This window comes from Treponema phagedenis, assembly GCF_008153345.1.
GTDB classification, from domain to species: domain Bacteria; phylum Spirochaetota; class Spirochaetia; order Treponematales; family Treponemataceae; genus Treponema; species Treponema phagedenis.
The window spans coordinates 875,340-897,961 of the sequence record NZ_CP042818.1; the positions used below are offsets into that span (position 1 = coordinate 875,340).

Annotated in this window: 18 protein-coding genes; 5 read left to right on the plus strand and 13 right to left on the minus strand. The window is 38.9% G+C overall.

Features of this window, described 5'->3' with window-relative positions; genetic code table 11:
- Positions 1 to 97: 97 nt before the first annotated feature.
- Together FUT79_RS03830 and FUT79_RS03835 are read right to left on the minus strand one after the other, a co-directional pair.
- A complete protein-coding gene (locus tag FUT79_RS03830) occupies positions 98 to 1,435 on the minus strand; it encodes a DUF5723 family protein (protein WP_024752245.1) in 1,338 nt (445 codons plus the stop codon).
- Between the two features lie 4 nt (positions 1,436 to 1,439).
- A complete protein-coding gene (locus FUT79_RS03835) occupies positions 1,440 to 4,088 on the minus strand; it encodes a hypothetical protein (RefSeq protein WP_148889279.1) in 2,649 nt (882 codons plus the stop codon).
- A 350-nt stretch (positions 4,089 to 4,438) separates the two neighbouring features.
- Here FUT79_RS03835 and FUT79_RS03840 point away from each other — a divergent pair, with 350 nt between their 5' ends.
- A complete protein-coding gene (locus tag FUT79_RS03840; protein WP_148879399.1) occupies positions 4,439 to 5,467 on the plus strand; it encodes a KamA family radical SAM protein in 1,029 nt (342 codons plus the stop codon).
- Between the two features lie 185 nt (positions 5,468 to 5,652).
- The gene (locus tag FUT79_RS03845) at positions 5,653 to 6,477 is read left to right on the plus strand and encodes a sigma-70 family RNA polymerase sigma factor (RefSeq protein WP_024752248.1); all 825 of its coding nucleotides are present in this window, start codon (positions 5,653 to 5,655) and stop codon (positions 6,475 to 6,477) included.
- An 18-nt stretch (positions 6,478 to 6,495) separates the two neighbouring features.
- Here FUT79_RS03845 and FUT79_RS03850 read toward each other — a convergent pair whose 3' ends face one another.
- The 5 genes from FUT79_RS03850 to FUT79_RS03870 form a co-directional block, all read right to left on the minus strand.
- On the minus strand, positions 6,496 to 7,536 hold the full coding sequence (locus FUT79_RS03850; protein WP_024752249.1) for an extracellular solute-binding protein: 1,041 nt from the start codon (positions 7,534 to 7,536) through the stop codon (positions 6,496 to 6,498).
- Between the two features lie 45 nt (positions 7,537 to 7,581).
- The gene (locus FUT79_RS03855) at positions 7,582 to 8,514 is read right to left on the minus strand and encodes an ABC transporter permease (protein WP_002699771.1); all 933 of its coding nucleotides are present in this window, start codon (positions 8,512 to 8,514) and stop codon (positions 7,582 to 7,584) included.
- The gene (locus tag FUT79_RS03860) at positions 8,511 to 9,386 is read right to left on the minus strand and encodes an ABC transporter permease (protein ID WP_002699773.1); all 876 of its coding nucleotides are present in this window, start codon (positions 9,384 to 9,386) and stop codon (positions 8,511 to 8,513) included. Before FUT79_RS03860 ends, FUT79_RS03855 begins: the two co-directional genes overlap by 4 nt.
- Positions 9,383 to 10,522, minus strand: a complete 1,140-nt coding sequence (locus FUT79_RS03865) for an ABC transporter ATP-binding protein (protein ID WP_002699775.1) — start codon at positions 10,520 to 10,522, stop codon at positions 9,383 to 9,385. Before FUT79_RS03865 ends, FUT79_RS03860 begins: the two co-directional genes overlap by 4 nt.
- Positions 10,523 to 11,021: 499 nt before the next feature.
- Positions 11,022 to 11,654 carry an MBL fold metallo-hydrolase gene (locus tag FUT79_RS03870; RefSeq protein WP_002699780.1) on the minus strand — a complete coding sequence of 211 codons (633 nt, stop codon included), beginning with the start codon at positions 11,652 to 11,654 and terminating at the stop codon, positions 11,022 to 11,024.
- 28 nt (positions 11,655 to 11,682) lie between these two features.
- On the opposite strand from FUT79_RS03870, the gene FUT79_RS03875 reads away from it, so the two are divergent.
- On the plus strand, positions 11,683 to 12,438 hold the full coding sequence (locus tag FUT79_RS03875; protein ID WP_024752251.1) for a hypothetical protein: 756 nt from the start codon (positions 11,683 to 11,685) through the stop codon (positions 12,436 to 12,438).
- 5 nt (positions 12,439 to 12,443) lie between these two features.
- Here FUT79_RS03875 and FUT79_RS03880 read toward each other — a convergent pair whose 3' ends face one another.
- Both FUT79_RS03880 and FUT79_RS03885 read right to left on the minus strand, forming a co-directional pair.
- Entirely contained in the window at positions 12,444 to 13,001 is a 558-nt protein-coding gene (locus FUT79_RS03880; protein ID WP_024752252.1) for a DbpA RNA binding domain-containing protein, read from the minus strand.
- Positions 13,002 to 13,244: 243 nt separating this feature from the next.
- Positions 13,245 to 14,684: an SLC13 family permease gene (locus tag FUT79_RS03885; protein WP_148878759.1), complete on the minus strand. Its 1,440-nt coding sequence runs from the start codon at positions 14,682 to 14,684 to the stop codon at positions 13,245 to 13,247.
- Positions 14,685 to 14,929: 245 nt separating this feature from the next.
- Between FUT79_RS03885 and FUT79_RS03890 the strand changes: the two genes are divergently transcribed.
- Positions 14,930 to 16,096 carry an iron-containing alcohol dehydrogenase gene (locus FUT79_RS03890; RefSeq protein ID WP_002699790.1) on the plus strand — a complete coding sequence of 389 codons (1,167 nt, stop codon included), beginning with the start codon at positions 14,930 to 14,932 and terminating at the stop codon, positions 16,094 to 16,096.
- An 87-nt stretch (positions 16,097 to 16,183) separates the two neighbouring features.
- On the opposite strand, the gene FUT79_RS03895 is transcribed toward FUT79_RS03890, so the two are convergent.
- Both FUT79_RS03895 and FUT79_RS03900 read right to left on the minus strand, forming a co-directional pair.
- Complete coding sequence (locus FUT79_RS03895; protein ID WP_052812565.1) at positions 16,184 to 17,455, minus strand: hypothetical protein; 1,272 nt, start codon at positions 17,453 to 17,455, stop codon at positions 16,184 to 16,186.
- Between the two features lie 128 nt (positions 17,456 to 17,583).
- Entirely contained in the window at positions 17,584 to 18,102 is a 519-nt protein-coding gene (locus tag FUT79_RS03900) for a C40 family peptidase (RefSeq protein WP_024752255.1), read from the minus strand.
- A gap of 167 nt (positions 18,103 to 18,269) precedes the next feature.
- On the opposite strand from FUT79_RS03900, the gene FUT79_RS03905 reads away from it, so the two are divergent.
- Positions 18,270 to 19,997, plus strand: coding sequence for an AMP-dependent synthetase/ligase (locus tag FUT79_RS03905; RefSeq protein ID WP_148889281.1), 1,728 nt, complete (start codon positions 18,270 to 18,272; stop codon positions 19,995 to 19,997).
- 26 nt (positions 19,998 to 20,023) lie between these two features.
- On the opposite strand, the gene FUT79_RS03910 is transcribed toward FUT79_RS03905, so the two are convergent.
- Both FUT79_RS03910 and FUT79_RS03915 read right to left on the minus strand, forming a co-directional pair.
- Positions 20,024 to 20,665, minus strand: coding sequence for a DedA family protein (locus tag FUT79_RS03910; protein WP_082048220.1), 642 nt, complete (start codon positions 20,663 to 20,665; stop codon positions 20,024 to 20,026).
- 15 nt (positions 20,666 to 20,680) lie between these two features.
- Positions 20,681 to 22,621 (minus strand): NAD(+) synthase, encoded by a 1,941-nt coding sequence (locus FUT79_RS03915; protein WP_024752258.1) that lies wholly within the window; start codon positions 22,619 to 22,621, stop codon positions 20,681 to 20,683.
- Position 22,622 lies beyond the last annotated feature (1 nt).

Sequence of the window (22,622 nt, forward strand, 5' to 3'; positions counted from 1 at the left end):
CTTGTGCTGAGTTTTTTTTCATAAAATTTTTATAGTTCGTATAAAATATATTAAAAAACGCTACACTATGAATGCGTTAGGTGTTTTCAAGTAGTTTTTAAAAACCTAAAGCTAATCCCAGCTTTACTCCGGCTCCCGAAACTGAATAAAAATTTCGTGCAAAAGAATTTGAGGCAAGAGAAACCGCTAAAGAAAAAACAGCCCATCGTGAATCTAAGTAAAAGCAAATTTCATTTTGCCAGATTCTATCTAAATAACTGAGAGAAAGGTATGCTCCAAGCACTTTTGCAAATTTACTTTCCAACTTTAATTTAAAATCGGCATAGTATGGTTTTGCATTTACAATGGGGAGTCCGATACTTGTGCTTAAAATAAGGTAGTTGTTTTTTAATGGTCTGAAGTCGGCTCCTGCCCAAAGTTTGCAGGTTCTCATGACTCTTTTTTTTGGTAAAGAGTATACGGGATCGGCTTGTTCCGAATGATATTTTATATATTCCTTTGTCTCTTTTTCCAAATTATTGAGGAAATTATCTACTTCCGCATCAAAATGAAATTTAAAATTCATTCCTTTATCTAAAAAAGTCGGCACAATCGGAAGATGCGTCACTGCAAAATTTACCGTTGCCCAATCAGTTGGGATGTATTCTCCTCCAACCGTTACATCGAATCCTCCGTTTTTAAGTATTTTTTTTGCAAGCTGCCGAGGGGTAATATTTTCTTCATTATTAAAAATTGGCAGAGGCGTATAGATTAAGGCATCAACATCAGTACTGATAGTTATTTTTCCTGTTTCCTGATCGGTTTTCAATACGTAGTTTGCAATTGAACCGTTTTGGAAAAAGATCGGACAAAAATAGTTTCCTTTTATGTATATGCCATAATTCTGTTTTTTCATTTTATACAAGAGGCTCGCTTCCGCATATGCTTCGGCTCTTCCGTTTGTGTGTCCGCTTATTTCTGAGATACCTTTGTTGCCCTTTCCTAAAAAATCCAATACGTTTTTCGGAATGTTTTGCCATGCATACATGTTTGCGCTGATGCTGAATGTTACCGAATGCGCATCAAAAAAGGTCATAGTGGTATAGTCCGTAACATCGGCAAAAGCGCCTACTTCAAAACCTCTATGAGTGCTTTGTTTTGCAATTTTTGTAAGATCAACTACGAGTGTTTCCTTGAAAAAATCCGGAATATGTATTGCGGAGTTAGCGGCTGTTGCGGATACGGATAACCCCTTTCTTAGAGAGAACGCCCGCGGTCTCTTTTCTTTTGGTTGGGGAATCACTATTTCTTCCTCTTCATCTATACCGTCAATTATTATAGGCTCTACTGAAAACTCTCCTTCATCTGCCTGATATTTTGATAACTCAATTTCTTCGGCAAAAATTGTAATAACAGAAATCGATAGAAATATTGAAAATAATAAAAGTTTTTTCATTTTATTAATGCTCCTTAGAACCTGTCATATCATAGGTATAATCGATATCGGTATTCGCAATAATGGAAAGATTTGCTTTTAGTTTCGCATCTCGTTCAATATAGTAATTTCCTTTAGGAATTTTCATAACGATCTCGGGAATAAAGGGAATAGTGTCTTTAATTTTTTGTAGTTCTTGTCCGGTAAAAAGAATTTGCGCTTCATTGCTTGCCTGTCCAACCATAAGTTCTTTTGGGTCAAATATCGGTTTTTTATCCTTATCAAAGGCTTGCAAGGTAAACGCTGATGCTAAACCTGTTGTGTTTTCCACTTTTGCACATAGCAAAACAGAGTGTAGATACTGGGAGATTGTATCGACAGTCGAGGATGTACTTCCCTGCTCTCTTCCAAAGATATCCGTTCGCTTTTCGTCCATAATGTCAGCAAAAGAGAGGGTGCTGTCTTCTGTAACTTCAAATCCCACAGGAACATCAATAAGTATATCTGCCTGAAGTTTGGTGTTTCTGTCTTTATCCAAAAGAAGTTTGATATCCTCTTTATTGAGTATGATTTCTCCAAGGTCAAATTCATAATATATTTTTAAGCTTTCAGGATATTCGTTAATAATATCCATAAATGTTGCCCACGCATTATTATCTTTTTCTTTTTTTAATTTTACTGCATTTTCGGGGATTTCTCCTGTGTACGGAATTTTTTCATCAGCGAGCGGAATTGGTAAGCTTTTTTCTTTTACTTCTTTTTCTACATAGTCCGCCGTTGCGGGATCATTGTTGGAAGCCATAATTATTTTCTGCTTTTCTCCTGTGGAATTTGTCGTATTTGCCCATATTTTTACCTTCGGTTTGACTTTTTTATCTTTAAGAGCCGGAGATCCTATGTAAAAGTATGCGGGAATTTCATGTATTTTTAAATGAGATTTTTTGAGGATTGCGGAAACTTCCGACAAATCAATATATGTACTGTCTTCCGGATAACTGTCTTTTACTGTTTGACCGCTGTCAACCGTAAGCGTTTTCCAATCAAAAATTATTTTTACCTTTCCTTTAAACGAAAGTTCTTGTCCGCTTGAAATATTGTATACGGTTATTGTTTTATTAACTTCGTCATACCCCGGAGGAAAAATTTTTACGGTAAAATCAATATCGGGGTTTCGCCCAAATTTTATTTTTAAATTTTTTCCTCCTTCAATTTTTTTCGTTGTTGTTTTATCGGCAGGGAATTCTTCCGTTGTTTCCGGTATGTTAAAAGCTTTTGATTTTGCTGTTGTTTTGATAGTATTTTCAGAACCGCTTCCTTGTGGAAGACCGTTTTGAATTTCAATTTCCGCTATTACCTTATTAAATTCTATTGCTGTAAGCCATTTTTGTACATCTTGAGAAAATTTTTGCTTGTATTTATATTCCAAATTATGTTCCGGCTTAAAAGAGACCGAGTCAAATTTTTCTATTTTTATTTCTGTTTGTAAGGGTATCGGTTCAGTTTCCGTAATTGTCGCATTGTTAAAAACTATTTGCATTGTTGCGGACACGTTTATCGGATTTTTGTTAACGGTTTGATTAGTCAGTGATAGTGCCGTATTAGAAGGAGTAAAACCGGGATCCCTAAAGTAAAGCCCGTCTGTTTGTTGAATAGAGCGCTTGATGTTCGGTATTATTCCTTTCCAAGCGGCAGGTAAAATCGCTTGCATTTTTGCCTCACCTACAGCTATTTTTGCCGATTGAAATTTTTTATCAATATCCAACGGAAAAGAAATTTCGGGAATACTAACTTCTATCGGATCAATAGTAATTCCTTCGGCTTTTTTTATTTTTCCTTCTAATTTATAAGCTACCTGTATAGGTATATTGCTTTCATCTTTATTTGATTTTACCATAAGATTTATGGTTGCCGAAGGAGAGAGTGATTTATTTGAAAGATTAAAACGGATAGGATCGGTTGGGGCTGTTCCGTTCCATCTTGCCACGGTTTCTGAACCGTTCATAAGAGTAGCTTTTTCAACCGCATAAAAATCTTGGCTCGGAACTCCTCTGGTAACAGTGATGATTAAAGAAGAGTTTTCGCCGAATTCCAGTTTTTGAAAGCCTTTAAAACCGATAGCTAAAAGATTTGCCGGAACCTGTGTCAGACTTGATTTTGAAACGCGTGGAATACTAAGGCTGTTTTTGCCTTTTCCGATTGCGTTTAATAATCCGGTATTTATATCGGAAAAAGGAATATGCACTGTTTGCGATGTTTCGATTTTTGGTGTAACAAAAGAAATTTGTTGTTCTTCCATTTCTGCGCTGAGTGTATCTCCTATAACATCCGCATAATTATCAAAATTAAGGTCAATATCCGTGATTGAGTAATGAATAAGGTATCTTAACTGCTTTTTTCTATTGGGATCCTGTTCGGATTTCGGAATATAATCATATACTGCAATTCTTTTTATCGTATTTGCTTTAGTTTTTTCATCTTTCGTCTTGTCGGTTAATATTTTTTGAATCTTTTCTTTAGAAAGATAGGAATTTGCGCTAAACTCTCTAACTCCAAGGGGGGCTTCTAAAGTCGGCTGTACTTTTATTTGTATTTTATTAAAAGGCTTGAAACTGCAGGCAAAAAAGAGGGATACCAAAAACGTTAGCGGTATTGATAGTTTAATTATGTTTTTCATACATACTTCTCCCATAAAAAGTTTTTCCAAGTGCTTTTGTGAGGCAGAGCCTGAAAAAGCATACTATTCGGGCGATATTTTGTCGAAGAGTTTCAAAAGATCAAATTCGCCGATAAAAATTGCACTATTTTAAATATTTTTCTATATATATCTCTATAAAGAATTATAAGGTCATTTGTTAAAACAGTATAGCATTCTTTTTTCTATTATTCAATTAAAATGAAATAATTGAAATATATAATCGCTTATTTTTACTATTCGGTGTTTTTAAGGCCTATCTTTCCATAAATATACAGTATTTTTATTATTGGCTTTTTTCTTTTTTTTGTAGTATTTTATATGCTATGAGCATGAAAGATGGAGCAGTTGCGAACACATGGAGAACGGAAAGCGCTGCAGAAAGCATAAAATTACGTTTACCCGAAGCGGTTTCCCCCGCTTTTATACGTTTGATCGAAGAAGCGGAAGAAGCTGATGCAAAAGCTCTGCGCCGGCAAGTTTTTGCCGCTGAAACGGAAAAAATTTCGCTTCCCTATGAATCCGCCGATCCGCTCGGAGAAAGTAGATATTGTGTTACTCCCTTCTTGGTTCATCAATATACAAATCGGGTTCTTATGCTTACATCGGGGCGCTGTCTTTCATATTGTAGATATTGTTTTCGACGCGGGTTTACCGCTCGCCGGCAAGGTTGGATCCCTGATACCGAGATAGAAAAAATAACGGATTATCTTAAACAGAATCCCGATATCAAGGAAATACTGGTTTCAGGCGGGGATCCTATGAGCGGCACTCTTGGGCAACTTGAGGCTTTGTTAAAAAGATTACGGCAAACATCGCCCGAATTACTTATACGGCTTTGTACTCGGGCACCAATCTTTGCTCCAGAGCTTTTTACGGAAGAACTCTTGCAATTACTAAAATCAATGAAACCTCTTTGGATTATCCCTCACATAAACCATCCGGCAGAGCTTGGTTTTGAGCAAAAAAAAGCGATTGACTCGTGTATAAATGCGGGGCTTCCTATGCAATCGCAGTCAGTGCTTTTGCGTGGCGTCAATAATTCTGTAGAAACTCTTTGTGCACTTTTTCATACACTTGTCTGTATGGGAGTAAAACCGGGCTATTTGTTCCAAATGGATCTTGCTCCCGGCACGGCGGAATTCCGCGTCCCACTTTCACAAGCTCTGGGCCTCTGGAGAGAATTGAGAAAAAAGCTTTCAGGACTTTCATTACCGCAGTTTGCGGTTGATTTGCCCGGTGGCGGGGGAAAGTTTCCTCTTTCAATTCTTGCACTTTATGACACCATAGTAAAAAAAGACGATGCAGATTCCTTTTCTGCACTTGGACTTGACGGAAAAGTATACACATATCCTGTCTGAATGTATAAAAAATCATACGGGAGGCTCTTGTATTTTTCTTAGGCTGAAATCTCTAATGCTATATATGCATATAGTGTTATTTATCTGAAAATAACAGAAAAAGGACACTAATCAACTTTTCTAAAGAAATATTTTTTCTCTTTTTTTGGCATGATCATTGCTTAATAATAAGTGAGGAGTTTGCAATGGGTGAAAATATATTCTCGCAGTATTTAAAAGATATTAAACGATATCCGCTTTTAACTGCTCAGGAAGAATTATGTCTTGCTGATAAGATTCAAAACGGAGATCGAGGCGCACTTCAACAACTTATCAATTCTAATCTGCGCTTAGTAGTAAAAATGGCAAAAGATCGGACACCCTCCGAAAATCTTTTAATGGATTTAATACAAGAAGGAAACATGGGGTTAATGATCGCCGCTGAAAAATTTTCTTCATCGTTTAATGCCCGTTTTTCTTCGTATGCGTGCTGGTGGATACGGCAATCATTAAATCGATATCTTAACGGTAAACATGAAACAATTCGCTTACCGTTTCGAAAAGCCGATCTTCTGCGTAAAATAGAAAAGACAATAGATCTTTTTAAGGAAAAATATAGACGCACTCCCTCTTATGAAGAGATAGCTGAAATCATTCAGGTTCCTCTGAAGTCAGTGATACAGATGTGCGTGTTTACTGAAAAACCGATAAGTTTTGATAGCCCCTTGCAGATTCATTTTTCGGCAAATTTATATGATTTAACCGAAAATAATGACTATAATCCTGAAAAAGAATATTTTAGAAAAGTACAAATAGAAGCTTTCAGAAAATTCTTGCAAAATACATTAAAATCTCGCGAGAAAGACATTATTGAAGAAAGACTTCCTATTACAGATAAAAATCCTAAGTCCTTACGCTCTTTAGGTATAAAATACGGTATTTCCGCAGAGTCGGTACGTCAAACCGAAATTCGAGCACTGAAAAAACTGCGCATGCATGAGAAATATCTAAAATCTGAATTTTTTTACTAATACTGTTTCTTGCTAAACTCAATCTTTAAAGCGAATGTCTTGCCAATATTGGTTGTATATTTCAAGATATTCGCCGAGATCTTTTTTAAGCACACAGTGTTTGATATCTTCCTCGGTATAATGGGGCTTTTCTTTTTGGTATTTGCCGGCTTCGGTATGAATTGTAGGAGGAAAGCCGAAGCTGTCTAAAAACTCGGCATAATTTTCCGGCTCAAGGATAAAGTTGATAAACTGATGCGCAAGTTCTATGTTTTTAGCTCCTTTTGGAATACAGAGGCTATCCATATAAAGGGGCGATCCCTTCTCTTGCGGGATAAAAAAATCAACCGAATCATACATTGAATCGGGGATTTCTTCAAAAATCGCTTCAGCATATCCGTGTACTACAAGAAAATCCCCCGATGCAAAGGATTTTGCAAAACCGTCCGCGTCGAATTTAATAAGGTTTGGCTTCCAGTTCTTGTTAACAAGTTCTGCCGCCTTTGCGACTTCTTTTTCGTTTGAAGTGTTGACATCATAACCACGGTAGGCAAGGGCTGCCCCCAATACTTCCCGCATATCGTCCATCATGGTCATGCGATCATGCAATTCTTTATGCTCAAAAATATTCCAGCTATGTTCATAGTTTTTTACTTCGTTTTTGTTTACCGCAATTCCTGCGGCGCCCATGTAATACGGCACCGAATATTCCATATTTGGATCATAGACCATACGATTTTGAACCTCTTTTTTGATATATTTCACATTCGGTATTTTTGAAAGATCGATTTTTTCAAGCATATTTGTTTTTTTCATAATTGATACATAGTCTGCCGAAGGCACTACTATATCATAACCCACGCCTCCTGCCATGAGCTTTGCAAACATATCTTCATTTGAGGCATAATCATCATAGACAACCGTTACGCCATACTTGTCTTCAAATTTTTTGATAACCGAATCCGGTGTGTAATAGGTCCAATTATATAGATAGAGTGTCGGTTGGTTTGTTTTATTACATGCTCCAAGGAGGAAGGTTATCCCCAGTACGGTAAACAACGTGTGTAATGTATGTTTCATTTTTCTTCCTTAAAAATAAAATTTAATTTTCAGATTTTTAAACTCTTAGTTTGAAGCCGCAATGGTTTTTAAGAAATTCCGCAGTAAGTACGCAATGGCGATTGTTCCTAAAACCATGATAAGCGAAAGCGCATTGATTACCGGCGAAATACCGTAGCGCACCATCGAAAACACATACAAGGGGAGGGTAGTGGAGCCCGGTCCCGATACAAAAAAGGTAATAACAAAATCTTCCAAGGAGAGCGTTACCGACATCAAAAAACCAGAAAGAATACCGGGCATGATTGCCGGTATGATTACCTTGTATAGTGTTTGCCACTCATTTGCGCCAAGATCGCGGGCAGCCTCTACAATGGAAAAATCAAAATCATCAAGGCGGGCAAGTACCAGCAAAAAGATAAAAGGTAAACAGAATGTTATATGCGCGATAATAATACTTGCCAAGCCGAGCGGTATGTTTATTGCCGAGAAAAAAATCAGCATGGACATACCGATAATGACTTCCGGCAGCACCATCGGCAAAAAGCTTATGGTTTGTGCATAAAACCTTCCTTTAAAACGGTACCACTGCACGCCGATCGCCGCAAACGATCCGATAACGGTAGAAATAAAGGCGGAAACAAAGGCTATTATCAAACTGTTTTTAAATGATAACCAAAGCTTTGCAGAATCAAAGAAAAGCTCTTGATACCATCGCAATGAAAAGCCTGTCCATACGATTGCTTTACCGTCATTAAACGAAAAAATACCGATTACAATAAGCGGCAAAAAAAGAAACAAGAGCACCAATATAAGTACGACTGCGGAAAAAGAAAAGTGTGTATCCTGTGCGGCTTTTAAGGAATGCCGTGCAGGCTCTGATCCTTGCTTCTTTTTTCCAAACTTTGCAACAAATTTTCGATAAACTGTCTCCGGCGATTTTTGATATTGATCGGGCAAAGCTTGCAGTTTTTGCTTGTCGGTTATTTTTTCACTCATACGGGACCCCCTTGTTTTTTATTTGCAAGAGCCTGTTTCACACTTAACATCATCATCCAAATAACTCCGGCTGTGCTGACAAGGGCGATAAGTACCGAGAATGCGGAGGCAAGCGGCCAGTTTCGTATTTTGGTTACCTGATCCACAATCACATTCCCAATCATATACGAGTTTTTTCCGCCGACCAAAAGCGGTACCGTATAGGCGCCAAATACCGGAATAAAGGTAAAGATCACGGAGGTAACGATCCCCGCACGAACATTCGGCAACATAACCTTTCGGATCGCACCGAATTTGGTTGCGCCTAAATCCCTTGCCGCCTCTAAAAGAGAAAAATCAAATTTATCGATCGCCGAAAAAATCGGGAAAATACTGTAGGGTAAATACATATACACCAGCACCATTACCACCGATGCCTGATTATACATCAGCGGCAAACTCTTTTGGATAAGTCCGAATTTTTTTAACGCTTCATTCAAAAAACCCTGATTTCCCAATATGGCGATCCACGCATTGATTCTGATAAGCGAGTTAGTCCAAAAAGGTATGATAATTAAAAACAAAAAGATAATCTGATATTTACTGCGGGCAATAGCATAGCCGGCGGGCAGTGCAAGCAAAATACAAATAAGCGTTACCAAAAAGCTTACCCAAAGAGTGCGCATAAAAAGAATTCCATAACTTGCGGTAAACAATTTTACATACGCAATCGGAGAAAACTGCCACAATACCCCGCCGTATAAACCTTTTTTAAGAAAACTATATACGGCAATAATAACCAACGGCATAACAAAAAAAACAGTAAACCATGCGGACATCGGAAAAGTATACCAAAAACCGCGGTTTTTTAAGCTTGATTTGCTCTTGCTCATGCTTCTATATCCTCAACAATATAACCGTCGCCTGCCGACCAGGATACATAGACCGTATCTTTCCATTCAATTTCGGGGCCGTCATCAAGATAATTCTGATGTTGCTTAAACGTTTGTATGATCGTGCCGTTTTCAAGCTTTACAAAAAACTTGGACTGAAAACCTGAATAAATAGGCTCCTCAACAATACCCTTAAAAACATTCAACTCTTTTGTGTTTGATGCAGGCTTATCCAAGGATATACGTATTTTTTCAGGACGTATCGTAACGCAAACTCGCTGACCCGGCTCCGTTCGGTCATAATCCGTTATCTTCACAATCTTGTCGAGTTCGGGAATATCCAAACTCACCATAAACTCGTCGTTTTCAATCGGTTGACATTCGGTTACCGTTGCTACAAAACTATTAGTTTCGCCGATAAATTTTGCAACAAAATCGGTTGCCGGCTGCTCATAAATTTCGTAAGGCGAGCCGATTTGCAGCACCTTCCCGCGATTCATCACCGCAATTTGGTCGGAAACGGAAAGCGCCTCGCTTTGATCGTGAGTTACAAAAACAAAGGTAATACCGATTTTATCATGCAAACGGTCAAGCTCGATCAGCAAATTGGAACGCAGTTTTGCATCGAGAGCGGAAAGCGGCTCGTCCAAAAGCAGTACGCTCGGCTCGTTAATAAGCGCTCGTGCAATGGCAACACGCTGTTTTTGTCCGCCGGAAAGCTGGTTCGGTTTTTTATTGCTATGCTCTTCCAGCTGCACCAAATGAAGGTATTCTTCCACCTTTGCATCAATTTCGGTTTTTGCATATTTACGCAGCCGCAGCGGAAAAGCAATATTTTCATATACGGAAAGATGGGGAAACAAGGCGTAGGTTTGAAAAACCGTATTGGACTGCCGTTTATTCGCGTCAATTCCTACCATATTAACGCCGTCAAAAGCAACAATTCCCTCATCGGGATGTTCAAAACCCGCGATAATCCTCAGCAGTGTCGTTTTTCCGCACCCCGAGGGCCCCAATAATGAGAAAAACTCTCCCTTTTTAATGCTGATATTTGCATTTTGTAACGCATGAAAATCTCCAAAAGACTTGGACACATTCTCAATAGAAATATCACACCCTTTCACTGTGCCGAGCACCTCCCTTGTATAAAATTCAAATGTAAAAGGTACAGTGTGGCATTTACAGGTTTGTGTCAATACTTTTAAAATAATTTCTCAAAAAACTTTTACCATAGAATGCCCGCAATATCAAAATAAATAAAACGAGCCCGACACGGCACAAGGGCGAAACCTTGGAATTTCCACCATTGTTTCGCCTACGAGTTTTGCCTGTTTACTTAGCCGCTCAGGCAAAACATCGTTTGGAATTTGGCAACGGTGAGCGGTTTACCACAGGCTTGAAAGTTTTTTTCACTAAGATATTGCAAAAAAGACACGTTCAAAGTCTATTCTCAAGAAAAAACAGAGCTGACGAGCATGCACTATTAATTTAGAGATATATGCAATTGCTGTATACACAATGGCAGGTTAGCACCGTACCATCCAAAACAGATTAACTAATTATAGAATAGTTACCGAGCAAACAACTTTAAAATCTCTCTATAAAAAACTATAGTTTTTTAAATAGTCATGGATTTTAATGAAACCTGCGCTCATTTGCAATTGTGGTTGTCGGTCCGTGTCCGGGATATACTTTTACCTCGGGCGGAAGACGCATCAGTTTAATAAGAGAGTTATGCATGTCTTGAGGGTTTGAACCCCATAAATCGGTTCTTCCAATCGAGCAATAAAAAAGGGTATCGCCGGCAATAAGTGCTTTTTCTTTTTCATTATATAAACAAATGCTTCCTTCGCTGTGTCCCGGAGTATGGATGACAAGCCAATCCCCGATAGTATCGCCGTCTTTTAACAAAGCGGTCGGCTCAGGCAGGCTCTTTTTATATGAGTCGATCAGAAAACCTGCACCCATATAAGAAAAAAGCCTTCGGTGATATTTCAGTGCATCCTTCCCGAGAAAATGCGCATCGTTTTTATGAATAAGCACTGGGCTTTGCGGAAAGGCTTCGTATAAATCGGGAACCGCAACAAGATGGTCAAAATGCCCGTGTGTTAAGATAATTTTTATTTTAGTTATTTCATTTTGCTGCAAAAATTTTATAATTTTCTCCGCAGAGTCTGCAGGGTCAATTACCAGCATCTCATGCTCCGCAAACGGCACCAACCAAGTATTTGTAGAAAAATCTCCCAAAACAAATTGCTTTATGATCATGCATAAAGTATACTATATTAGGAAGGATATGATAAGTAGTATTGGTATTATCGCAGGTATTGCCTTATTTTTTTATGTTTTACTTCCTCTTTGCCTTTGTTTTATTGAATACAAAAAAACAAGGAATTTTATTTCGATGCTTTCTAAGGCTGAAGAAAAAGAATTCATACAAGCGACATTTATCCGCATGAAAAAAAAGGAAGTTTTTTTTCATATTAGAGAGTTTGCTCGCGCAGACAAAGATATTCTGGCAGTTCCGTATCGTCTCTGCCGCTTTTTTGAGCAAGGAAAAGCAGGTTTTTCAACCTTATCCCGACATGCTCTTTTCGGTATTACGGAAAATGCAAATTGTATCCTTTTTAAGGGAAAAAACAGATTTTTTTTATTTTTATTACAAGAAACACGTCGAGAGCAAAATGATTTAAAAGCAGAAATCCTTAACGGTTTAGAAGCTCTGTTTTCGGTAAAGCGGTTATTGCGTTTTAAACCATTTTCCGTAATGACAGGAGTGTGTATTTTTTACCTCTATTTTGTATATTTTTTATTTTTAGGTGGAAAAGAAATTTTAGTTTTTTTAACACTCATCGGTATTTTTGCAAAGCTTATTGTATATATACCGCCGGTGTCTGTAGGCTCTTTCTTTTTAGAAAAGAAAATAGAAAAAAAAGCCTCCGTTTCTCATCCCGTAGCGTTTTATCTTATCCAATCAGGACTTAAAATTTTCGCTTTTTTGATAAACGGAGGGCTTATTGCACTTATCGTGTATGTATTTTTTTTACCGTAAGTGAATTATCCTTGTGCTTCCGATACTTCCGCCGGCTCTTCTTGTTTGCGTGAATAACTTACCGTAATATTTCTTCCCCGATACGAGCTGTTATGCAATTTATCGATAATGCCGTCGGCTTCTTCGGTTAACACTTGTACAAACGAATAATTTTCAAGGATGCGAATATCCCCGATATGTTCTCGCTGAACTCCTCCTTGCTGAATAAGAAGCGTAATAATATCGCGCGGATACACCCGCCTGCTTTTCCCGATGCTGATAAAAATACTTGTGGAAACATCGGGTGATAATACGGGGCGCTCTGTTTGCGCCGGTTTTTCCTGTGAAAAAAATCTTCCCCGCTGCCCTTTGGATCCTTTATTTCTCCCAAAAGAAGGAGCTACATTTTCTTTAATAAGATAGCCTGCAACATACGAGCGCATAGTGAGCGGCACGGTTTTTCTAAATAATCTCCTATACTCATTTAAAACTTGAGGATCTGCTTCGGTTTTAACAATCTGTAATATATTTTCCAAAAACGAAATTGTTTTTTCTTCATCTAAAATATTTTTTTCTGCTGTCACAATTAAAACTCCTTAGTGTATACTGCCATATAAAATCAAAAAACTCAAGGGCTTTTAAATTGATTTTGTAAAGGAAGGTTACACATTTTCCCTGATAGAAGTTTTTATGAATTTTGTGTATCCGTGTCAGGCTTAATTTGGCAATTCAGGGGTACTATCTAAAAAGATTTAGAGGCGGTGTAAAGTTCTCTAATCAATCAGAATATCAACAGGCAGCTTGCGGTCCAGCATTTTGCTCGGCACTTACATTCCCATCAAAGCTCTTGCTAAAGGATAGCCGATGAAGGTGCTTATAATAATAGAGACTGCTATCAACGCGCTTCCGTAAGCCGCAACTTGCGATGTTTTTGTCCAGCCGGAGCCGATGGCTAATGCAACGTTTGGGTGCGCCGGCGGAGTAGCAAAGGCATAACCGCCCAGCATCCCGACAATCATCGCGACAGCAGGCGTGCTGATGAGGCCGCCGGTCGCGCTGCAAATCGGAATAGCGACGGCGCAAACCACCGTAACCGTTACCATGTTGGAAGCTAAGTTAGTCATTATTGCAGCCCATGCGGCAAAGATTACCACAAGGACAAAAGGCGAAACAAGGGCAAACATAGGTTTAATTGCATCGGATATCCATGCGGTAAGTCCGATGTCGGCATTAGTCATTGCCATACCGATTGCAAGCGTGCTGCCTGCCATCATAATACTGCCCCACTCCACTCCCTTTTGCATCATCTCTTTAAAATTCATCAGGGGCTTGCCGTCAATTGTGAGCATGCAAAGCAGCACCGCACCGAGTAAAGGCGGAAAGGCGGTTCCCTGCTTTTTCATAAACCCTGCAAAAGTTGGAAGAAGGTTTTTTAAAAACTCAGGGATCACCCACAATGCGACAACCGAAAAGAAGATAACCAAAATTATTTTTTCTTTTTTATCCGCCTTTGCCACAGTTCTGCGCAAAGCATCCATGTTGAGGTTTCGCACCGAAGACATATCCGGGCGCAAAATAAATCGGAAGAACAATATCATCACAAGAAAAGTTAAAAGACCAACCGGAATTGCAAAGCCCATGTACGAAGCATAACTAACCGCCTTGCCTGTCGCAGTATGATAAAAACCCATAGCCATAATTGAAAAAACATGCGCGATGGGAGTCATGCCGCAGGAAATTGCGCATGAAAAAAGCTGCCCCATAATCAGCGCATTGGCAAGCTTATCTTCTTGCCGCAGTTTCAGCTCTTCGCAAATTGCATTCAGAATCGGAAGATAAATAACGAATAAAACCGTCGGCGACATAAAAAGCCCGATAATCAAAACTGCGGCGCAATACGAGATAAGAAAATACCAAGCGCCCCTTCGCGCCAGCGGCCCCGTGATAAACATAATCGCACAGCGTTTAATAAACGAGGTTGTGGAAATCGCATAGGTACACATAAAAGTAAAAAGCAAAAACGCCACCGTCGATTTTCCAAGCGAATGAGTTAAAACCATATTCATGGTAAGCTCCGGCACCAATGAAAGAGCCGCAAGACATAAAAGGCTCGGCCAATCAATTGAAATGGTAAGCCACAAAATCAATGCACCGATAAAAATACCGAGCACCTGCATAGCCGATGCGCTCATGCCGGGTAATGCGGGCAAGAATCTAAAGCCAAACATGCAACACAGAGCCGCCACAATAGAAATTATTCGTTTCATATCTACTCCCAAAGTTCGCAATTTTTTTAAATTACAAAATATTTTTTAAGCATTATTTTTTTTAAAGTTGAATATAGCATATTTTTGCGGTTTTGTACGAGTCATTGAAAAAATTATTCCACTGTAAAATAGGCAACGGTTCAGTACTTTCGCTCTTTAATAAAACGGATATCTTGCACTTTTGTATAAATCTGATATGCTTATGGTAATGGTATTATATTTCTTTAAGAGAATAGGGGGCATGTATGTTTAATTTTAATTTTCACATACCGACTAAGATTTTATTCGGGCAGGGGAAAATTGCGCACTTAGCTGATGAAATTTCCGCTTACGGATCACGAGTGCTGTTTTGTTATGGCGGCGGAAGTATTAAAAAAATCGGATTATATGATGAGATTATTGAGCAGTTTTCCTCTAAAGGAATTTTTTATCAAGAACTTTCAGGTATATCTCCAAATCCGCGTATAGAAGAAGTGAGAGAAGGAATCAAGCTTATTAGAGAACACCAATTAAATTTTATTCTTCCGGTAGGCGGCGGCAGCACTATTGACTGTGCAAAGGCAATATCCGCCGGAGCTGCTTATCAAGGCGATGCTTGGGATCTGGTGATCGGCAAAGCAAAACCTCAGCAAACCATTCCAATCGGAACTGTTTTAACTCTTTCCGCAACAGGCTCCGAGATGAATGGAGGCGCGGTTATTTCCAATATGGAAACAAAACAAAAATTAAGTTTGGGTTCTCCTCTTTTGTTGCCAAAATTTTCTATCTTGGATCCGTCCTATACTTTTTCCGTATCAGCTGCGCAAACCGCTGCGGGAACTGCCGATATCATGAGCCATACATTTGAAAATTATTTTTCTCTAAATGACGATGCCTTTTTGCAAAACCGGCTTGCGGAGGCTATTCTTAGAACCTGCATATATTACGCACCGAAGGCTTTAGCAAATCCGCATAATTATGATGCTCGTGCAAATCTTATGTGGGCGGGAACTTGGGCAATCAACGGTCTACTGAGTGCGGGAAAAAATACCGACTGGTCGGTGCATGCGATGGAACATGAACTCAGTGCTTTTTATGATATTACGCACGGTGTAGGTTTGGCTATTTTAACGCCGCATTGGCTCAACTATGTTTTAAATGAGACAACCGTTCAACGAATTGCAACCTTTGGTACCGCTGTTTGGGGTATTTATACCGATGACATATACGAAACGGCAAAGCTTGCAATTCAAAAAACTTCCGAGTTTTTTGCTTCACTCGGAATACCGATGCGGTTGCGCGATGTAGGTATCGGAGAAGAACATTTGCAAGAGATGGCAGAAGCGGCGGTTCGTCATAAAGGCGGTAAAATTGACGGCTTTCAGGAATTGGGAGCCGAAGATGTTTTGGCAATTTACAAAGCCGCATTGTAATATTCCTTAAAAACTTTTACGCGTTGGGGCTCTTGTTTATACGAGCGTTATTACGACAAAAGATGGGAATGCTCTCCCATCTTTTGTTTATTGCTGCGGAGTCATTGTTTGAAGGATGTATTGTATCTGTTCAGTTGCTCGGACTATCCTACTGTCAGAATCTGATAGCTGCGGAGGTACCTCTTGAGCAGCAGGCGCTTTGTCTTCGTCTGAAAAAAGCGAATTCGGTTTTTCCGTTGCTTTTTTAGCAGCGGATAAAAAAAGCTCATCCGGAGCAGGTACCGATACGGGTGCTTCACTTAAACTGATATCCGAGTCGGCTTCTATAACGGATTCTTGCTCTGGCGTTTCAGAAGGTTCCCGATTTTCAGAAGGTTCCTGATATGGTTCGCTGTCCTCCTGAACAGGTTCAACAAAGTCCGATTCTTGTGTCGGTTCATTTTCTTCCGGTAACTCAGGTACCACCAAAGGAGTTTCAACTTTTGTTTCCGGCACATGTTCTTCTATTATTTGCGGCTCGGGTGTTTTGATTTCCGGTTGAGCGGGAAAAGATTTATCGTCTCGTATTATACGCTCGACACTTCTTGCTGCCCGTGTAAATTTTGAATCTAAGGCAGGCATTTCCGTTAAATCAAGCGCAGGCTTCTGCTTTGGCACAATCTCGGGTTCCGGTTCGGGAATAACTTCCGGTTCTTCTTTTACCGGCTCGGGAGGGAGCTCCGGCTCTTCTTTTACCGGCTCGGGAGAAAGCTTCGGCTCTTCTTTAATTTCAGGGACAATCGGTTCCACCGGTTTTTCAGGTAAAGGTACTTCAACTTTCGGCTGAACAGCAGGTTGCTTTTGAGCAGGCACATCCGTAATTCGCAATAAAAAAGGATTATCTTTATATCCGCCTGAATAATCCGCATAAGGTTTTGCAAATGTTCTGATATTGATAAAAGTACGGTCTTTCATTTGTATTGTGCCGTGCCGTGACCAGGGATAACCGAAAACAACGGTTTCAGGAATTAGAATATGAAAAGCGGAGCCAAATTCTTTATGATGCTCAGGAGTGGAGTCTATTAGGCTATAGAGATTTTCATAATTGGAAATAACTTTTCCGTTTAATATGCGTTTTTCATTTCCGTTTATTGCATTGAACTCGGTCGCTCGGTACGCATATGAATCCTGTTGAAAATGAGGATCTTGCATACTTTCCGTTAAAAGCACCGACCCGATGCCAGGCGTTTTTTTAATAAACAAGTGAAAACTGTCAGACTCTTTTTTTATAATAATATGATCGGCGGGAATATGTAGGTCAAGCGCAAAAACAAAAGAATTAACGCATAGAGCAAGTAAAACGGAGATAAATTTGTTCATACGATTCAGTATCCTTTATTATCAGTATTTTTTCAAGTAGAATATTTTATTTTCTTTCAATTTTTAACCCTTTAAAGATTCGGTTTTATACGGCTCGGTAATAATACACGTATCTTCGATATAGAATTTTATCGAGCGGCAATCGGGTTTAAAAAAATATCTTCCGGCTCAAGTATTCTGCCTGCAAAACGATAGCATTTTTTCCAGTATACATTAGTCAAAGAGGTAATGACAACGCCGGTTACCGCATCGTCCGAAGAGGAGTGAACAAAGTTGCCCGAACCAAGATAAATCCCTACATGGGAGATTCTCCCTGTTGTGTTAAAAAAAAGTAAATCGCCCGGCTGTACTTCTTCATCATCTATTTTTTCCACAAATTCGCCAAGTTCCCGTGCACTGCGCGGCAATGCTAAATTCAATGTATCCAATGCGGTTTTATAAATAAGCCCCGAGCAATCCATACCTTCTTCCGAGCAGCCGGCGTATTTATATGGAGTACCTAAATATTGCAAAGCTGCATTGATAAAGATAAGCCTTTGCGATAGGGATTTGTTATCTGCATTATTTTCATTTCCGCTGAATTGAAAAACAAGTATACATAACCAAATACATACGCAAAAAGATTTTTTCAATTTTTTTTTATTCATTTTGCAACCTTTACCTTATTATCGGGTCAAAATTATCAAAGATTGATATATATTATGACTTATATGCAATATATACATTTTTCTTGCCTTACGTATAATTTATCTTGAGGTACTTAAAATTACAAGATCAGTGGTCTTTGTAATTACTCACCAGAAAGGAGTTCGATATGAATACAAAAACCCCTTGGGATTTCTTAGAAGATTTCCGAGGTAAAACGTTTCACGGTGAATGGCCAACATTGCCGGAAATGTTTGAAATTACAACAGCTCGTTTTCCGAACAGAAATTGTTTAACCGTTTTTGAGCCTAATAGGATAACGCTGTCTTATGCGCAAGCTCTTGAAAAGATAAAAACGCTTGCGGCGTGGCTCAATGCACAAGGATTAAAAAAAGGAATGAAGATTGCCGTTAGCGGGAAGAATTCTCCCGAATGGGCGGTAGTGTATTTTGCAACGCTTTTTGCCGGCGGAATTATTGTCCCGATAGATTACGGGCTCCATGAAGAAGAAATACAAAATTTAATCCAAAAATCAGATCCGTTTTTATTCTTTGTTGATGAAGAGCGCTATCAGTTTTTTAAGAACAATGTGGTGCTCGGTAAAGATTTCAGCAGTAAAGTATATTCATTAAACAAGGCTCACGCTGATGAATACGTGTATAATTTATATACTGATAAAACACCGTCAATTGAGCAAGCAGCAAGTGAAGATACGGCGGCAATTCTTTTTACTTCCGGCACTATGGGAAATCCAAAAGGGGTAATGCTTTCGCATAAAAATCTTGTTGCAGACTGTTATATTGCGCAAACACACCTCAATATTTTTGAAACGGATGTTTTTTACGCACTCTTGCCGCTTCATCATTCTTACACCATGCTTGCCGTATTTATTGAAGCGCTTTCAGTAGGAGCGGAAATTGTTTTCGGTAAAACAATTGCAGTTTCAAAAATGCTTAAAGAACTTGATGAAGGCAAAGTTACCATGTTGCTTGGCGTGCCGCTTTTGTTCAACAAACTTCTTGCAGGAATCCTGAAGGGAGTGCGAGCAAAGGGGCCACTTGTGTACGGACTCATCCGTACCATGATGGGGATTTCGTATCTTGTAAAAAAACTATTTAAGGTAAATATCGGTAAGAGTCTTTTTAAAAAAGTTTTAGCACAGGCAAAGTTATCAACTGTAAGAATTGCAATTTGCGGAGGAGGTCCTTTGTCTCCAAGTGTTTTCAGGGCGTATAATGAATTCGGAATAGATTTTATACAAGGGTACGGCTTAACCGAAACATCACCGATTATTGCGCTTAACCCAGTTGAGCATTTTAAAATTGAAAGTGTAGGAAAATATTTTCACCCGTATATGGAAATGAAAATTCTTGATCCTGATGAAAAGGGGGTTGGAGAAATAGCGGTGCGCGGTCCGATGGTTATGCAAGGATATTATCAAATGCCCGAAGAAACCACCGAAGTACTTTCATCCGATGGCTGGTTTAAAACAGGAGATATCGGCCGTCTTGACGAAGAAGGATACCTTTATCTTTCAGGAAGAGCAAAAAATCTGATTGTAACCGAAGGCGGAAAAAACGTATATCCGGAAGAGATTGAAAATATGTTCCAGCTTTATTATGATGATATTGAGCAAATTACCGCAATGGGATATTTGCTTGACAAAGAAACAAAAAGCGAGGGCATAGAAGTAAAAGTATATCCAACCGATGCGCTTTATAAAAAACTCAACTTTGAACGAGACTCTGCCGAAGGCGATGCGGCTGTTTTAAAACATATACAGGAAATAGTTGATCTTGAAAATAAAAAATTACTTCCCTACCAAAAAATTTCACGGGTAACAATACTTGACAAACCCTTTGAAATGACTACTACAAAAAAAGTTATCAGACGCTAATCATTTAAAGGCTTTTTTCTTAAAAGTTAGAGAAAAGCCTTTGTGTTCTTTTGATCTTCTTTGTCAAGTTTTTTATCGGTAATTTGTATAATCTTACCGGACTTAACCAAATAAATACAAAATCCCGTAACACCGATCAGAACTATCACTCCAAGTATTTTAATAAAGATGCTTCCCGATGAACCGAAAAAATAGGTGAGCCAGAATAAACTTGAGATGCTAAACAGAGCTGCAATAGAATCAAAAACCGCAAATTTATAAAACGGAAACTGAACAAATCCGCTTGTCATTGAAAGAACATTTCGTATACCGAAGGGAATAAAGCGCCCGAATAAATAAGTAAGAAAACCATGATGTTCCAATGCCCGTGAAATTCTTTTTGTATTTTCTTCTGTAACAATTTTTTTGAATACGCCGAAATTAATAAGACCTTTCCCAAGCAGTTTTCCCCAAAAGTATACCAGATAATCACTTAAAACCGCACCAAAATAAAGAGCACATAAAAACGTGGGGATCGAAGCTTTTTCCTGTTGACATAATAAGGCAGACATAATAATAAGCGCATCCTCTGAAACAGGAATATTAAATCCGCCAAGCATTAAACCCAAAAAAATTACCATAGGAAAATATGTAACATATTCTCCTATCCACAAAAGAATGGAATTCATGATTTTAGAATACTGCTATTTTGATAAATTTTCAAGTTCTTCTTTCCAAAGATTCCATGATGAATCACTTGGCATATGTAAGCCTGCACGCGGCGAAAGGCTGATATCGCTTACCTGCGGGCCGTCCGGAATGCAGGAACGTTTATATTGCTGAGAAAAAAACCGCTTAAAAAATACAAAAAGCCAGGAAAGGATTTCTTCCCTTGTATACTCATTTTTTCCCTCTTTTATAAAACTTTGCTCCGCAAGAAATAAAAGTTTTTTAGGTCCGAAACCGTGCATTATTACATTATATAAGAAAAAATCATGTAATCGATACGGTCCGACAATGTGCTCGGTTTTTTGAGAAATTACGCCATTTTGGGGAGGAAGAAGCTCGGGACTTACCGGTGTGTTTAAAATATCGGTTAAAATATCGGTGAACCCTTGTTTATCTTTACCGGAGGTAAACTCTTGCGGATTATCTTTGCAGTTTTCAATAATACTCCGCAACAATGTTTTAGGAATTGAACTGTTCACTCCGTACATTGACATATGATCTCCGTTATATGTTGTCCATCCCAAAGCAAGTTCGGATAAGTCGCCGGGGCCGATTACTAAACCATTCACTTGGTTTGCCTTATCCATTAAAATTTGCGTGCGCTCCCGTGCTTGGGCATTTTCATATGTTATATCGTGCTTTTTTGGATCCTGCCCGATATCTTTAAAATGTTGTAAAACGGAATCCGCAATTGATATTTCTTCAACCGTGCATTGAAGAATTGCCGCAAGCTCAACTGCATTATTTTTAGTTCTTTCAGTTGTTCCGAACCCGGGCATCGTAATAGCAAAAATATCGGATCGGCTTGCTTTAATAAGATCGGCAGCCTTTGCCGCAATCAATAAAGCCAAAGAGGAATCCAATCCGCCTGAAATGCCTAAAAGCATTCTTGTACAACCGATATGCGTAAGACGTTTTGCCAACCCCTGCGCTGCAAGAATAAGCATTCGATTATAAAATAAATCCGCCTGCTTTCTTGATTCTTTTAGTTCAATCGGAATAAACGGCTCATCGTTCACCGGTCTGAACAAGTTCCTCATATCCGTCTTCGCCTGCATTGGCGGAATAGGTACTACTGTACTAACAGCTTGCCGTTGTTCCGCAGCTTTTATTTTTTTATGTGCAAGAATTTGCATATCAATATCCGCCATCACAAAGCCGCCGGTTTCTCTCATAAGAAATTTTTCATTATTAAACCCTGAACCTGAGGCAAGACATTCTCCCGCTTCAAAAATACCGGCTTCACCGGCACACACCATATCAGTGCTTGACTCTCCCCAGCCTGCATTTACATATAAAAATGCTTTACCGATATTTTGCGATATTGCCTTTACATTGCGGTATAAATCAATTTCCGTGCGCGGAAGGCTCGGAATAAAAAGCTGATTGATGATAAGATCTGCAGCGGTGTTTTTTTGAAAATCGCCAAAACAAAATGAGAATAAACCGTTTTCGATTTCAAAAATGAGATCGGTATCAAAAAAGGTTAGTGTTTCGGCATTAAGCATAATTTGTCTTGTCTCATGCGGAGATGTATATACGGAAAATTGCTTGAGTGGAGTATTAAGCGGAACAATTCCTAACACTCTTCCTTGGCAAATGACCGCTGAACAATTATATAATTTTCCTTTAACAAAAAGAGGGAGTCCGACAACGGATACGATTGCCAGTGTTTCTGTTTCATTGATAATATATTCCAATGCGGATTTTGCCGCTGTAAGTAAGGTTTGTTGATAAAATAAATCACCGCAACTTGCAGAAGAAATTGAAAGCTGCGGAAACACAATCATATCCGCTTGCAAGTTTACCGCTTTTCTAATCTCTGCAATTATTTCACGTGCATTATGTTTGCAATCCGCAATCCTTACGATCGGAACCGCTGTTGCAATTCTAAAATATCCTAATTCCGCATTCATT